Genomic DNA, 15306 nt, shown 5'->3' on the forward strand with positions numbered 1-15306 from the left:
CAGCGACGAGCGCCCGCTTCCGATGAATAGCTCCGCGCTTGAAAGCGGAGCGCTCCCTATGAGGATCGCCATGAATTCCAGTACTTCCGAATCGACGCCGGCCGAGGTCGTGTTCTTCAACGGCAAGATCGCCACGCAGGACGACAAGCGTTCATTCGCCGATTCGCTCGCCGTCGCGAACGGCCGTGTCCTCGCTGCGGGCTCGCGTGAGGCCGTGATGCGTCACGCGAACGACGCCACGCGCCATGTCGACCTCAAAGGGCGCACGGTCATTCCCGGACTCAACGACTCGCATCTGCACATCATTCGCGGGGGCCTGAACTTCAATATGGAGTTGCGTTGGGACGGCGTACCATCGCTTGCCGACGCGCTCGACATGCTGCGCAAACAGGTGGCCCGCACGCCGGCGCCGCAATGGGTGCGGGTGGTGGGCGGCTGGAACGAATTCCAGTTCGCCGAGCGGCGCGGCCCGACGCTCGAAGAAATCAATGCGATCGCGCCGGACACGCCGGTGTTCATCCTGCATCTGTACGACAGCGCGCTGCTCAATGCCGCGGCGCTGCGCGCGGTCGGCTACACCAAAGACACGCCGAACCCGCCGGGCGGCGAGATCCAGCGCGACAAGCGCGGCAACCCGACCGGCATGCTGATCGCCCGTCCCAACGCCGGCTTGTTATACGCCACGCTCGCAAAGGGGCCGAAGCTCGGTCTGGAAGACCAGCGCAACTCCACACGCCATTTCATGCGTGAGCTGAACCGCCTCGGCGTGACGAGCGCAATCGACGCGGGCGGCGGCTATCAGGCCTATCCGGACGACTACGCGGTCATCATGGAAATGGCGAAGCACAGCGAACTGACCGTGCGCATTGCCTACAACCTGTTCACGCAGAACGCGAAGAAGGAAATCGAGGATTTCGCCAAATGGGTGAAGATGACCAAGCCCGGCGAAGGCGACGATTTCCTGCGCGTGAACGGTGCTGGTGAGATGCTGGTGTTCTCCGCCGCGGACTTCGAAGACTTTCTCGAACCGCGCCCGGATTTGCCCGAGTCGCTGGAGACCGAACTGGAAGCGGTCGTCAGGCTGCTGGTGGCGAACCGCTGGCCGTTCCGTCTGCACGCCACTTACAACGAATCGATCGAGCGCTTCCTGAACGTGTTCGAACGCGTGAACGCCGACATTCCGTTCAACGGTCTGCGCTGGTTCTTCGACCACTGCGAGACCATCACGCAGAAGAACATCGATCGGGTAAAGGCGCTCGGCGGCGGCATTGCGATCCAGCACCGGATGGCGTATCAGGGCGAGTACTTCATTCATCAATACGGCGAAGAGGCGGTGAAGCGCACGCCGCCGATCCGACACATGCTCGACGCCGGCCTGCCGGTCGGCGCGGGCACGGACGCTACGCGCGTCGCGAGTTTCAACCCGTTCGTGTCGCTGTACTGGATGGTGTCGGGCAAAACGGTCGGCGGCACCGCGATGTATGGCAGCGAGAACAAACTCGATCGCATGGAGGCCTTGCGCCGCTATACGGTGGGCAGCGCGTGGTTCTCGAACGAAGAGGACAAGAAGGGCGCATTGGTGCCGGGCCAGTTCGCGGACTTCGCGGTGTTGAGCGAAGACTTTTTCACCGTCGACGAGAGCCGCATCAAATTCCTGACCTCGAACATGACGGTGGTGGGCGGCAAGGTCGTCTACGCGGACGACGAGTTCGCGCCGCTCGCGCCGCCGGATCTGCCGGTCAGCCCGTCATGGTCGCCGGTGGCGGAATTCGGCGGCTATAGCCGCTACAAGCCGACGGCGGTGGCGTGCGTGGACGGCTGCGTGAATCTGTGCGGCGTGCATGCGCATGCGCACGGTTGGGCGTGGCGCAAGAACGTGCCGGTCAGCGATTCGAACGGTTTCTGGGGCGCGTTGGGATGTAGCTGCTTCGCGTTCTGATCACGCCCGTTTCGTAGCACCACGCGAGCGAGGACCTTTATGCCGACCCTGACCGACGGCGTGCTGTTTGGACTGGTCATTCTGGTCCTCGATTTTCTCGCGTGGCGTTTCATGAGCCGCAAGAGCGACCAGACCCGGCTCGCGTTTCGCGCGCTGATGTTCGCTCTGTCGAGCTACGTGCTGTTCAGCTATGGCATGAATCCGCTGCGCGCGGCGCCGTGGCCGGACGAGCCGCTGCGTCATCTGCTCGCGCAGGTGCTGGAGATCGTGTGGTGGCTGCAAGGGGCGCGGCTTGTCACGATTCTCCTCGATCGCGTGGTGTTGCCTGAGGCATGGCACAAGGAGCGATTGTTTCAGGACGTGTTCGGCGCGCTGGTGTTTCTCGCCGCCGCGGTCGGCGCGATTGCCTTCGTGTTGCAGTTGCCGGTGCGCGGCCTGCTTGCCACTTCGGGCGCACTCGCGGTCGTGCTGGGCCTCGCGATACAGAGCACGCTCAACGACGTGTTCTCCGGCGTCGTGCTGAATGCGACCGAGCCATTTCGCCTCGGCGACTGGGTGACGATCGGCGACGTGGAAGGCAAAGTGGTGGAAAGCAACTGGCGCGCAACGAGCCTGCTCAACGGGCAGGGCAACATCGTCGTGATTCCGAACAGCGTGGCGGCGCGCGCCCATATCGTCAACGCCAACGAACCGTCGCATACGCACGGCATTAGCGTGGTGCTGCCCATCAAGCCGTCGATCCGGCCGGCACTCGTGCTGGAGGCGCTTGCGAGCGCCGCCGAAAGTTCGCGCGATGTGCTGGACGATCCGAAGCCGGTGGTGAGCGTGCGGCGCGCCACCAACGACGCGATCGAGTACGAGATCGTCTGTTTCGTCAGCGAGCTGGCCAAGAAAATCACCGTGCGCAACGACCTGTTCGATCTTGCGCACCGCCATCTGCTTTCGCGCGGCGTGGTGTTGCGGCCGTTGTCGGTGCCCGAACCCGTGACGGGCGGCACCGCCGACGAGAAGCTACGGCTCTTGCGCAACGTGCTGATCTTCCAGACGCTGGCGCGCGACGAACTCGCCGAATTGGCCACGAAACTGACCCAGCACGAGTTCGATGCCGGCGACACGATCTACACCGCGGCGGATGAAAGCGGTCACGAGCTGCACATTCTGGCGCAGGGCGTGGCCAAAGTGGTCGTACAGAAAGACGGTGGCGAGATCGAACTGCGCAGGCTCGCGCCGGGCGACTCGATCGGTCAGTCGGGGATTCTTGCGGGTGTCAGGACTGCGGTGGTGGTGCGGGCGCTAACGCGCGCCACGGTCTTCCGGCTCGACAAGAGCGCGTTGACGCCCGTTCTCACGCAGCGGCCGGAAGTGGTCAAGGAAATGTGCCGGCTGCTGTCGGAACACCATGCCACCGAGGAAATGCTGCTGGCTTCGCCGTCGAATCTGGATGACAGCGGCGGCGGCCTGCTGAAATGGATTCGCGATGGCGTGCGGCGCTTCCACGAACTGACGCTGTGAGCAGATTCGCATAAGTAGCGTAGCGATTAAGGGTTTTTAAGAATCCGCCAAAGTCTTTATAGATTTATTTCGCTACGCTGCGGTGGATAGTCCCTGGACTCTCATCGATTCGCCACGCGGGCGGGTCGCGGCGTCCGGTCGGCATGCGTGAAGACGCGTCGGGAAAGGGGCTGACACGGAGGAGTTGACATGAAGAAGCGCATTGCCGGTGTTGACATCCCAGACGGTGTCATGGCCCAGGCGGCAACTGACCTGATCCGCGGCACGGAGTCGGAACTGATGTTTCATCACGCGCTGCGGGCCTTCCTGTTCGCCGCGCTGATTGGACACCGCGAGAGCCTGACTTTCGACGCGGAACTGCTGTATGTCGGTGCGATGTTTCACAACGTGGGCCTGAATGCGAAGTACGAGCGCTCGCCATACCGCTTCGAGGTGGACGGCGCGAATGCCGCGCGCGATTTTCTGCGGCAGTACCGCGTGGCCGAGCGCGAGATCGAAGAAGTGTGGGTGGGGATCGCCTTGCACACCACGCCGGGCATTCCGGAGCATCTGTCGGCGCTGGTTGCGCTCATCAGCGCCGGCGTGCAGATGGACGTGCGGGGCGCTCGATACGACGAATTCACCGCGCATCAGCGCGACGAAATCGTCCAGGCGTATCCGCGCGAATCCGGCTTCAAGAAGAAGCTGATCGACGCATACGCGCACGGCATGGCGCATCGGCCCGAGACGACCTTCGGGACCGTGAATGCCGACGTGCTGGACCGGTGGGATCCGAACTATCGCCGCCTGAATTTCTGCGGACTGGTGCTGGGATCCGACTGGCCGAATTGATGAATGGTTGACAGAAAGGAAGATAGGCATGGGCTACATCATTTCACTCGGAGTCGGCTTCGGCATCGGGCTCCTCTACTGGCTGCTTAAGGTTCAGTCACCGGCGCCGCCGCTGATCGCGCTGGCGGGCCTGCTCGGCATGGTGCTGGGCGAGCACGCGATCCCGGTCGTCAAGGCGCAGCTCTTCACGCAGACGGCCACGGCGCAGGTCGCCGAACCGCTCAAGGGCGCCGCCGTGCAAAAGCCTGACGCGAGCAAGGAAGGCGGTTGATACGCAAGGCGCGCGCAGTTCGCCGGACGGAATGCCGTTCGCGGGCCGTCATTCAAATTTTGCCCACTCAAACGGATAGTCAAATGTTCAAGTCGCTTCATAGGTACCGCTCCATCGCGCTCGTGTGCGCCGCGCTGCTGGTCGGGTTCACGCCGGTTTCGTCAGCCCTCGCCGATGCGGGGCCGCCGGAAGTGCCGGGCAGCAAGGTCGCGCTGGTGAAACACCCGGACGTGTCAGTCGGTCCGCAGTACGACACCACGCATGTATACGTCGCCTCCGCCGATCTCGACGCGTTCGTCAACAGCTTCCTCGCGACCTTCGGCGGCAAGGCCTCGCCGCGCGCGGTTTTCACCGTGACGCCGACGCCGAGCAAGACGGCCTCGCAATACGTGCAGACGCCGGTCGGCATGCTGTCGGTGTTCGGCTTCGAGACGCCGGTTCCCTATCCGTTCGGCAATGAGCGCACCGGCTACCTCGTTACGGATATCGACCAGGGCGTGAAAGCGGCGCGCGCGGCCGGCGCCGACGTGCTGGTCGAGCCGTTCGACGATCCGATCGGCAAGGACGCGATCATTCAATGGCCGGGCGGTCTGACGATGCAGCTGTATTGGCACACCAAGGCGCCGAATTACGCGCCGTTGCAGAGCGTGCCCGACAACCGCGTGTACGTGTCGCGTTATGAAGCGAACAACTTCGTGCGCCGCTGGCTGCACTTCTCGCATGGCAAGGTGGTGTCGGACAACCCGCGCGCGGATGCCGGCGTGATCGGCCGCCCGGGCGAGACGGTGCGCGAGATCCGTATCACGTCGGGCTTCGGCCGCATGATCGTGTTCGTGACGGACGGCAAGCTGCCGTTCCCGTTCGGACGTGAAACCACCGGCTACGGCGTCGACGACGTGGCGCAGACGCTGGAGCGCGCGCAAACGGCCGGCGCGAAGGTGGTGTACCCGGCGTATGCGAGCGGATCGGGCAAGACCGCGATGCTCGAATTCCCGGGTGGGTACATTGCCGAAGTGCACGATGGCAAGTGAGGCAAACGTCGTGGCGCCGTTCAGAGTGCGGCGCATGCGCCGCGCCATCCGCGCGTTGCTGATCAGCACGGGGCTGGCGGCGGCGCTGCCGGCTGTGGCCGCGGACACCGCGCTCGGCGGCGCGGACGACACGTCCACGACCGGCAGCACGGCGGCCGCGGCGGCGCCGTCGTGCGCGCGGCCCGCGATCATGTTCAATCGCTGGCAGGAAAACTGGTCGGCGCTGGCCAACCCCTGCGTGCCGAAAAAGCCCTTCGATTCGCTGAAGTACATTCCGCTGTTCGGCAATCCGGACGCGTATATTTCGCTCGGCATGGTGCTGCGCGAACGGCTCGAAATCAACGACGCGCCGCTGTTCGGCCTCGGCGCGGCGCACGACGACACCTACCTGCTGCAGCGGCTCGAAGTTCACGCGGACGTGCGCCTCGGCCCCCATGTGCAGATCTTCACGCAATTCGAAGACGCGCGGCCTTACGGCAAGGATGTCGTTACGCCGGTCGACAAGAACCCGCTGGATCTGCGCCAGGCGTTCGTGGCGATTACCGAACCGCTCGGGCCCGGTACGGTGAAGTTTCGCGTCGGCCGCCAGGAAATGGCGTTCGACTTGCAGCGTTTCGTTTCCGTGCGCGACGGCCCGAACGTGCGCCAGGCGTTCGACGCGATCTGGGCCGACTATGAAACCGGCCCGTGGCGCTGGATCGCCTACGCAACGCAGCCGGTCCAATACCGCGACAACTCGGATTTCGACGACGTCTCCAATCGCGATCTGACTTTTAGCGGTGTGCGCGTGGAGCGCAAGAACGTCGGGCCGGGCGATCTGTCCGCGTATTACTCGCGCTACAACCGCAATAACGCGAAGTTCCTCGACGCGAGCGGCGACGAACACCGCGACGTGTTCGACGCGCGCTACGCCGGCAATGTCGCGCCGATCGACTGGGACGTCGAGGCGATGTATCAGTCCGGACATGTCGGCAGCAAGACCATCGGCGCGTGGGCGGTCGGCTCGCTGGCCGGCTATACGCTGACCTCGTTGCCGTGGACGCCGCGCCTCGGCATTCAGGTGGACGCCGCTTCGGGCGACAGTCATCCGAAAGACGGGCGCATCGGCACCTTCAATCCGCTCTTTCCGAACGGCTACTACTTCGCGCTGGCCGGCTACACCGGCTACACGAACCTGGTGCACGTCAAGCCGACGCTCGTCCTCAAGCCGAGCAGCAAGCTCACGCTGCTGGCCGGCGTCGGCCTGCAATGGCGTCAGACCACCGCGGACGCCGTGTACGGCCAGGGGTCGTCGGTCGTGCCGGGGACGGCGGGACATGGCACCCCGTGGACCGGCTTCTATACGCAACTGCGCGCCGACTATGCAGTTGCTGCCAATCTTGCGGCGGCGCTGGAAGCCGTGCATTTTCAGGTCGGTCCGTCACTGCGCGATCTGGGCGCGCGCAATGCCGACTACGTGGGCGCCGAACTCAAGTTCGGCTGGTAGAGGTATAGAACAGCAGCAAGAGTGTATTGAACAGCAAGCGGTAGCGTACGCGCTACCGGCAAACCGTCGTTACGGCGACGGGCCAGATGAGGTCAAGCTATGAGCACTCCGGACATATCCGTCGACGCAACCACGCCCTCGGAACTCGAGTTTCCGTATTCCTCGCTGGAATATCGCAGGCATCAGATGTTCCCCCGTCTTTCCGCCGCCGAGATCGCGAGCCTGCGCCGCTTCGCGCGGCCGATGTCGTTCAAGGCCGGCGAACTGATCTTCGAAACCGGGCAGGTGGCGCTCGGCCTGTTCGTGCTGCTGCATGGCCGCGTGCGGATCGAGTCGCGCGACAGCTTCGGGCGCTCGACCGTCGTCACCGAACATGACGACGGCCACTTCATGGCGGAGATGGCGCAGCTCTCCGGCAAGCCGGCGTTGATCGACGGCATCGCGCTGACGGACGTCGAGACGCTCGTGATCGAGCCGGAGCGCTTGCGCGCGCTGATCGTCGCCGACGCGCAACTCGGCGAGCACATCATGCGCGCGCTGATTCTGCGGCGGCTCGGGTTGATCGAGCAGGGGCTCGGACCGGTGATCGTCGGCAATGGCGACGACGCGCGGCTGATCCGGCTGCAAGGTTTCCTGCGTCGCAATGCTTATCCGGCGATGGTGATCGACGCCCGCACCGATCCCGAAGCCATGAAGCTGCTGGGCGGCATGACGACCGGTCCGGGCGATTTCCCGCTGGTGTTCTGTCCGAACGGCTACGTGCTACGCGCGCCGGACGAGGCGCAGCTCGCGTCGTGCCTCGGCCTCGTGCCGACCTTCGAGCAATCGCGCGTGTATGACGTGGCGATCGTCGGCGCCGGACCGGCGGGACTGGCCGCCTCCGTGTATGCGGCCACCGAAGGTCTGTCGGTCGCCGTGTTCGACCAGCGCGCGCCGGGCGGCCAGGCCGGCGCGAGTTCCCGCATCGAGAACTATCTGGGCTTTCCCACCGGCATTTCGGGCCAGGCGCTCGCCGCCCGCGCGTTCCAGCAGGCCTTGAAGTTCGGTGCGCATCTGGCGATTCCCGGCAAGGTCATGGACGTGAGCCGTCATGACGGCATCTTCATGCTCACGCTGGAGGACGAGCAGCGCATCAGCGCGCGCACCGTCGTGGTGGCGAGCGGCGCGGCGTACCGCAAGCCGACGGTGCCCGGGTTCGACCGTTTCGAAGGGCGCGGCACGTTCTACTGGGCATCGACAATCGAGGCCAAGCTCGTGAAAGGGCAAGACATCGTGCTGATGGGCGGCGGCAATTCCGCGGGCCAGGCGGTCGTGTTTCTGGCGAACTTCGCGCGCAGCATTCGCGTGCTGATACGCGGCGCGGATCTCAACGCGAGCATGTCCAGATACCTGATCGACCGGATCGGGTCCTTGCCGAACGTGACGCTTTGCACGCGCTGCGTGCTACGCGAACTCGGCGGCGACGAAAGCGGACTGACCGAGGTACGTATCCGCCATGAGGACGAGGGCGCGGACGAAGTGATTTCCACGCGCCACCTGTTTCTTTTCATCGGCGCGGACCCGAAAACGGATTGGCTCGGTTCGAGCGGCGCGGAGCTCGACAACCGCGGCTTCGTCGTGACCGGCTTCGCGCGCAGCGAGCACGGCTTCTCCGAGTCGAGCGCGCGCTATCCGCTCGAAACCAGTGTGCCGGGCATGTTCGCTGTTGGCGACGTGCGCTCGGAGTCCGCGAAACGGGTCGCGGCGGCGGTGGGCGACGGGGCTGCCGTAGTGAGTCAGATTCACGCGTATCTGAGCCAGCTCACGAAGGTGGCGGCTTGAGGCAAACGGTTCAGACGGAAGGGTTCGCGAGCGCGATGCCAGCCAGCATGCGGACGACGGAACAGCCGATGCAGGACCTGGCCGGGAGCGCCGGCGTGCATCACGGCGTCATACCTAAGTGTGATAGTGCGAAGCGCCGGCCGGCCCCTAACATGCAAAGGAATGGGATCGTGCCTCTGCTCGTGCGTCGCGCGCAAGCGCGGCGCAAGGTCAGCATGACGCCGGGCGGGGCGCGCCTGAAACCTTGAAGGTCGCGCCAGAATCGAGTGGCGGCATGACATTGGCGCAATGTGGGTATCCGCAGCTATGAGCTTTATTTGCATCGTCGACGACGACGCGTCGTTACGCAGCGCTCTCGGCAACCTTCTCAAGTCGGTGGGCTACACGACGATGACGTTTGCGTCGGGCGAGGCATTTCTCGCCTCGCCGGTCGTCGACGACGCGTTGTGCGTGTTGCTCGATCTTAGAATGCAGGGCATGCAGGGTCTCGACTTGCAACGTCGACTGCAAGAGGATCATAGGCAAATTCCCGTCGTGCTCATGTCCGCGCATGGCGACGACGAAACCGTTCGGCGTGCGATGCAACGCGGCGCTGTCGGGTTCGTGCGCAAACCGTTTGCGGATGACACTCTGCTAGAGCTGATCCAGCTAGCCATTAGAAGGAAGGGGAAGTGAATTGAGCACCGAGGCATTTGCCGACGGATTGCGTGCAGTGTCGCCTGATGCCGGCGCCACGGCGCATTTCGATCAGGTCTGGTTCGATCAGCTCATGCTCGAGGCGCTGCTGGTCGACGGCAACATCGTGCGCTATCGCGCGAGGAAGCGCGACGGCGCGCAGTCGTGGCTGGTCGCGGTGCCGGCCGATGTGCCCTCCGAGGCCGTCTTCCGGCGTCTCGCGCAGGAGTTCGCGCCGGCCGACAAACTCGACTCGGCGTGGGGCGTTCGACCACTCGCGCTCGTCCAGCTCGCGCGCGGCCCGATACTCGTGTACGAAGACAATGGCGGCGCGCTGCTTCTGCCGCCTGCCGACGGCACGATCGCGCTCGGCCGTTTCCTGCGCATCGCGGTCGGTGCCGCGCGTGCTCTGCGGCTCGCGCATAGGCGCGGCGTTCTGCATCGCGACCTCAAGCCGTCCAATCTGCTGGAAGGCACTGACGGTACGGTTCGTTTGCTGGGATTTCGCGACGCCTTCCATCTCGCGGCGGATCCTTGCGCCGAGTCGCCGGATATCCTGTACGGCACGCTCGCCTATATGTCGCCGGAGCAGGCGAGGCGCGCCGAAGGCCAGGCCGACGAGCGAAGCGATCTCTATTCACTCGGCGTGACGTTGTACGAACTCTTGACGGGCCGTCTGCCTTTCGAAGCAGCGGACGCGCTCGAATGGGTCTACAACCACGTCGCCCGTCAGCCCGCCGATCCGCGGCAGTATCGTCCGTCGCTGCCCACGGTGCTGAGTTCGATCGTCCTCAAGCTGCTGGCGAAAAGCCCGGCGGATCGCTATCAAAGCGCGTCGGGTCTCGAAGCCGATTTGCGGCGTTGTCTGGCCGACTGGAACGAGATGCAGCACATCGCGCCGTTCGAGCCGGCCGCGGAAGACAACGTCAGGAACCTTGCTGTCACGCATCGCCTGTTCGGCCGTGCGCACGAATACAACGCGCTGCTCGAAGCCTTCGAGCGCAATGCGCAGCAGGGCGCGGCGCAGCTCATTTTCGTGTCCGGCTACTCGGGTGCGGGCAAGTCTGAACTCGTGCGCAGCGTGCACCGCGCGACCGCGCAAACGCCTACGCTGTTCGCCTCGGGCAAGCTCGAGCAGTACGGGCAGAACGCGCCCTACGCGCCCTTGATGCAGGCGATACGCTCGCTGTTCCAGCGCATCCTGGGCGAGAGCGACAGCGAGCTCGCGCGCTGGCGCGACGTGTTGCGCGAAGCGGTCGGCGCGCAGGGTAAACTGATCGCGAGCTTCATTCCGGAACTGGAACTGGTGATCGGCGAGCAGCCGGAGGTGCCGGATCTGCCGCCGGTCGAAGCGCAACTGCGTTTCCAGGCGCTGATCACGCGCCTGTTGTCCGTGTTCGCGACGCAGGCGCATCCGCTGGTCCTGTTCTTCGACGACGTGCACTGGTTCGACGACGCCACGTTGAAGTTCATTGCGCAATTCGTGGCGACCGTGGAGATCCGCCATGTGCTGCTGATCTGCGCCTATCGTGACAACGAGGTGGACCGGTCGCCGAAGTTCAAGGCATTTCTCAACTCGCTACCGAGCGCCGCTGCGCACGTCGCCACGCTCGCCGTCGGCCCGCTCGATATCGCGAATGTCATGGCGCTGCTCGCCGACGCGCTGCATTGCGACGCCGCGCAGGTTTATCCGTTGGCGGCGATCGTCCACGAGAAGACCGGGGGCAATCCGTTTTTTATCAAGCAACTGCTGCTTGCGCTGGCTGACCACCAACTGATCGCTTATGACGGCATGGCCGGGCGCTGGACCTACGATATCGACCGGATCAGCGAGTACGAATCGTCCGATAACGTGGTCGATCTGATGGTGGCGCGGCTGTCGCGCCTGCCGCGCGAGGCCCAGGCCGTGCTCAGGCTGCTGGCGTTCATGGGCCGCCGGCTCGACCGCTCGACGCTGATGCGGATCGATCATGCCGGCGGAGCGGAACTGGAGCGGCGGCTGCAACCGGCCATCGAGGCCGGCCTGGTGGTATCCGACCGGACGGGTTTCGCTTTCGCCCACGACCGGGTTCAGGAAGCCGCATACGCGCTGACCCCCGCTAACGGGCGCGGTATCGAACATGCCCGCATCGCCGCCATTCTGACGGAAGATTTCGACGCGCGCGCGATGAGCCAGTCGGCCTTCGATATCGCGCATCATATCGAACGGGCTCAGGCGGCCGGCGCGCTGCGCGGTCTCAATCCGGACGAAACGGCTGTGTTCGCGAAGATCTGTTTGCAGGCGGCGCGCCACGCAAAAGAAGCGATCGCCATCCAGTCAGCACTGAGCTATCTCGACGTCGCGCAGACACTCCTCGACGCGAGCGTGGTGGACTACGCGCAGTCGTTCGGCTACGAGATCGGGGTGCTGCGGGTGCAGTGCCACATCCTGAATGCGAACTTCGATGCCGCCGGCGCGGAGATCGCGAGGCTGCTGCGGCAGGACCTGTCGGTTGTCGCTCGCGTGTCGGTCTACAAGCTGAAGGTCGACATGCAGCAGCATCTGTCGGACTATGAAGCCGCGGTCGACACCACGCTCGAAGGCGTCAAGCTCTTCGGCACGTATCTGCCGCGCTATCCGGAAGCCGCCGATGTCGAAGCCGCATACAGCCGGCTCAACGAATCGCTCAAGACGCGAAGCATCGCCTCGCTCGCGGATTTGCCGATGTTGCGCGACGAGAAAATCGAATCGGAAATGAATCTGCTGGCGAGCGTCTATGCGCCTGCATCGTTCGTGAACGAACGTCTGGGCTTCCTGCATCTGTGCCGGATGGTGCAGCTCACCGTCGATCACGGCATCACCGCGGCTTCGGCGCATTGTCTATCGTGGTTCGGTGTGTACGTGGCGGAATTTTTCGGCCGCTACGAGGAAGGCTTCGAGTTCTCGCGGCTCGCGCGCACGCTGGTGAAGGAGCGCGGTTTCAACACCGTCGCCACGAGCGTGCTGGTCGCGCTCGACACGGTCGCCGTCTGGACGCAGCCGCTGCCCTACGTGCTGGACTGCGCGCGCGATGCGTTCGAATCGGCGCGCCCGAGCGGCGATCTGACCATGAGCTGCTACTCGTGCAACCACATCGTGTCGGATCTGCTGACGATCGGCGCGCCGCTGGAACAGGTCGACAGGGAAATCGATCTCGGCCTGTCATTCGCGAGGCGCGTGCGTTTCAAGGACGTGGAAGACATTCTGGAACTGCAGAAGCGCTACGTTCACAGTTTGACGGGCGGCCCTGGACTGCCGGGCAACTTCGGCGTCGTGGTGGACGGCCGCATGACGTTCGACGCCGATCTGCTCGACACCCAGATGACGACGCTGCGTTTCTGGATCTGGCTGTTCAAGGGCATCTCCTGCTATTTCCACGGTGACTACGCGAACGCGCGTCATTGCCTTGCCGAAGCCGGCGAGCTGAAGTGGTCGACCCCCGCACATATCCATCTGCTGGACTATCACTTCTATACGGCGCTCAATCTCGCCAAGGTCTACTCGGGCGATGCCGATGCAGCCGGCGCCGTCGCACGCATCGAACCGCATCTCGCGAAACTGAAAACCTGGGCGCGACTCAATCCCGCGACCTTTCAGGATAAGCTACTGCTGATCGAGGCCGAGGTGGCGCGTCTGGACGGCGCGCCGCTCGCGGCCATGGCGCTCTACGAACAGGCCGCCGCGGCGGCTTCGGAAAGCGGCTTCAATCACGGCAACGCGCTCGCCCACGAACTGGCATCCATATGCTGCGAGGCGAACGGTCTGTTCAGCGCGGCGCGTCACCACCGCCGGCGCGCGATCGAAAGCTACACGCGTTGGGGCGCGCTCGCCAAGGTCGAGCAACTCGAACGCGGCGACCGTCCGGTGCGCCTCCCGGTCGAACAGCCGGTGGCGTCGCGCCCCTCGATTGAAATCGCCGATGCCCAGCATCAGTTCGACCTCGTGGCTGTGTTGAAGTCGTCGCAGGCGTTGTCCGAGGAGATCGTGCTCGAGAAACTCATCCGCACGCTCGTGACACTGGCCATTGTTCACGCCGGCGCGCAGAACGGCATGCTGATCCTGTCGAAGGGCAACGTGCCGGTCATCGAGGCGAGCGGGCGGGATACGGCGGACGGCGTTCAGGTGACGTTGGGCGGCGACAGGCTCACGCGCGAGGATCTGCCGGCCTCGGTGTACTACACGGCGTTGCGCACGCGCAAGCCGGTCGTGGTGGAAGACGCGCAACGCGATGCGCGCTTTTCGTTCGACGTGGCCTTTTCGAAGCGACTGGTTCGTTCCGTATGCTGTCTGCCGCTCGTCAAACAGGGCAAGGCCATTGGCGCGCTGTATCTGGAGAACAACCTGAGCGCGGGCGTGTTCACGGAGTCCCGCACGTCGGTGCTCGAAATGCTGGCTTCGCAAGCGGCCATTTCGCTCGAAACGGCGCGCCTCTATGCCGAGTTGGTGGAGGAAAACCGGCGCCGCCAGGAAACCGAAATGGCTTTGCGCATGAGCGAAGAGGCGCTCGCGCTCGGACAAAGGATCAGCCGCTCGGGCAGCTACATCTGGAACGGTCTGACGGGCGAACGGTACTGGTCCAAAGAGCTTTACAACGTGTTCGGCCTGCCGCAGGAAGACGTGGGGCCTGGCACCCAGGCGATCCTCGAGCGGATTCATCCGGAAGACGTCGCCTTCTATCAGCAGACCGTCGAGCAGGCCGCGCGTGATCGCACGCCGTTCCGGCAGAAGTTCCGCGTCGTCGTGCCGGACGGAACGGTCAAATATCTCGAAGTGCTCGGCGAGCCCTCGGGCGTGAGCAGCTTTGTCGGCGTGGTCACGGATTTCACCGACCGGCATACGACCGAACTGGCGTTGCAGAACGCCAAGCTCGAGTTGGCGAAAGCCTCGCGCGCCACCACGATGGGCGAGCTCGCCGCCTCGATCGCTCACGAAATCAATCAGCCGCTTGCTTCGATCGTGTCGAATGCGAGCGCGGGTGTGCGCTGGCTCAACCGGCCGGTGCCGGACATTCCGGAAGCATTGGGCGGCTTGCGCGATATCGTGAAAGACGGCAAGCGCGCGGGTGAAATCATCCGCGCGTTGCAGTCGCTTGCGAAGGAGGCCAAGCCGAGCTTCGTGACGACCTATGTCGACAATGTCGTGCGCGAAGTGTTCGAACTGGCGGCGGCTGAAATCGAACAGCGCAGCCTGGTGGTCAGGCTCGATCTGGCCGCCAACCGTTCGGTGCTGGCCGACCGGGTGCAATTGCAGCAGGTGCTGTTCAATCTCGTCATGAACGCCGCGGATGCGATGAGCCATCTCGACGCGCGCCAGCGCCTGCTTACCGTCACGTCTTCCGTCGACGATCAGGGCGCGGTGATCGTGTCCGTGCAGGATAACGGCAGCGGGATCAGCGAGGATATCGCACCACGTATTTTCGATGCGTTCTTCACAACGAAGTCGACCGGCATGGGCATGGGGCTCGCCATCTGCCGATCGATTGTCGAAGCGCACGGCGGCACGTTGTCGGCCGCGCCGGGTGAGCCGCGCGGGACGGTGTTCGTTTTCAGTTTGCCGGTCGCCAGCTAGCATGGGCTCACGCTGCGCATCACCGAAAGGAGTGAGCGACAAGCCGCACGACCGGCCGTGCGAATCTGAAAAATGTGGGCAATCAGAAAGAGGCGAAAACTGAAGGTCAGCAATACTCAGTTGACGCATCGGAAGCCGGCACACGCCGGTCAA

Annotated in this window: 9 protein-coding genes; all 9 read left to right on the forward strand. The window is 64.3% G+C overall.

What is annotated here, in order from left to right:
* Positions 1–70 precede the first annotated feature (70 nt).
* Positions 71–1939, forward strand: a complete 1869-nt coding sequence (locus tag P0D70_RS09450) for an amidohydrolase (protein ID WP_091803427.1) — start codon at positions 71–73, stop codon at positions 1937–1939.
* 39 nt (positions 1940–1978) lie between these two features.
* Positions 1979–3451 carry a mechanosensitive ion channel domain-containing protein gene (locus tag P0D70_RS09455; RefSeq protein ID WP_408184241.1) on the forward strand — a complete coding sequence of 491 codons (1473 nt, stop codon included), beginning with the start codon at positions 1979–1981 and terminating at the stop codon, positions 3449–3451.
* Positions 3452–3640: 189 nt separating this feature from the next.
* On the forward strand, positions 3641–4282 hold the full coding sequence (locus tag P0D70_RS09460) for an HD domain-containing protein (protein WP_091803421.1): 642 nt from the start codon (positions 3641–3643) through the stop codon (positions 4280–4282).
* Positions 4283–4310: 28 nt separating this feature from the next.
* A complete protein-coding gene (locus P0D70_RS09465) occupies positions 4311–4553 on the forward strand; it encodes a DUF1427 family protein (RefSeq protein ID WP_091803418.1) in 243 nt (80 codons plus the stop codon).
* Positions 4554–4636: 83 nt separating this feature from the next.
* On the forward strand, positions 4637–5584 hold the full coding sequence (locus P0D70_RS09470) for a VOC family protein (protein WP_091803415.1): 948 nt from the start codon (positions 4637–4639) through the stop codon (positions 5582–5584).
* A complete protein-coding gene (locus P0D70_RS09475; RefSeq protein ID WP_408184242.1) occupies positions 5574–7070 on the forward strand; it encodes an alginate export family protein in 1497 nt (498 codons plus the stop codon). The genes P0D70_RS09470 and P0D70_RS09475 overlap by 11 nt, the downstream gene beginning before the upstream one ends.
* Before the next feature lie 99 nt (positions 7071–7169).
* Positions 7170–8891, forward strand: coding sequence for an FAD-dependent oxidoreductase (locus tag P0D70_RS09480; RefSeq protein WP_408184243.1), 1722 nt, complete (start codon positions 7170–7172; stop codon positions 8889–8891).
* Positions 8892–9179: 288 nt separating this feature from the next.
* Positions 9180–9566, forward strand: a complete 387-nt coding sequence (locus P0D70_RS09485; RefSeq protein WP_286162101.1) for a response regulator transcription factor — start codon at positions 9180–9182, stop codon at positions 9564–9566.
* Position 9567: 1 nt separating this feature from the next.
* Positions 9568–15153: an ATP-binding sensor histidine kinase gene (locus tag P0D70_RS09490; RefSeq protein ID WP_408184244.1), complete on the forward strand. Its 5586-nt coding sequence runs from the start codon at positions 9568–9570 to the stop codon at positions 15151–15153.
* Positions 15154–15306: the final 153 nt, after the last annotated feature.

The organism is Paraburkholderia sp. RL17-381-BIF-C (assembly GCF_046026435.1).
Classification (GTDB): domain Bacteria; phylum Pseudomonadota; class Gammaproteobacteria; order Burkholderiales; family Burkholderiaceae; genus Paraburkholderia.

Bases quoted from the DNA above. Each gene is read 5' to 3' on its own strand.
- P0D70_RS09465 (WP_091803418.1), top strand. From the start codon at position 4,311: ATGGGCTACATCATTTCACTCGGAGTCGGCTTCGGCATCGGGCTCCTC.
- P0D70_RS09475 (WP_408184242.1), top strand. From the start codon at position 5,574: ATGGCAAGTGAGGCAAACGTCGTGGCGCCGTTCAGAGTGCGGCGCATG.
- P0D70_RS09470 (WP_091803415.1), top strand. From the start codon at position 4,637: ATGTTCAAGTCGCTTCATAGGTACCGCTCCATCGCGCTCGTGTGCGCC.
- P0D70_RS09480 (WP_408184243.1), top strand. From the start codon at position 7,170: ATGAGCACTCCGGACATATCCGTCGACGCAACCACGCCCTCGGAACTC.
- P0D70_RS09485 (WP_286162101.1), top strand. From the start codon at position 9,180: ATGTGGGTATCCGCAGCTATGAGCTTTATTTGCATCGTCGACGACGAC.
- P0D70_RS09455 (WP_408184241.1), top strand. From the start codon at position 1,979: ATGCCGACCCTGACCGACGGCGTGCTGTTTGGACTGGTCATTCTGGTC.
- P0D70_RS09460 (WP_091803421.1), top strand. From the start codon at position 3,641: ATGAAGAAGCGCATTGCCGGTGTTGACATCCCAGACGGTGTCATGGCC.
- P0D70_RS09450 (WP_091803427.1), top strand. From the start codon at position 71: ATGAATTCCAGTACTTCCGAATCGACGCCGGCCGAGGTCGTGTTCTTC.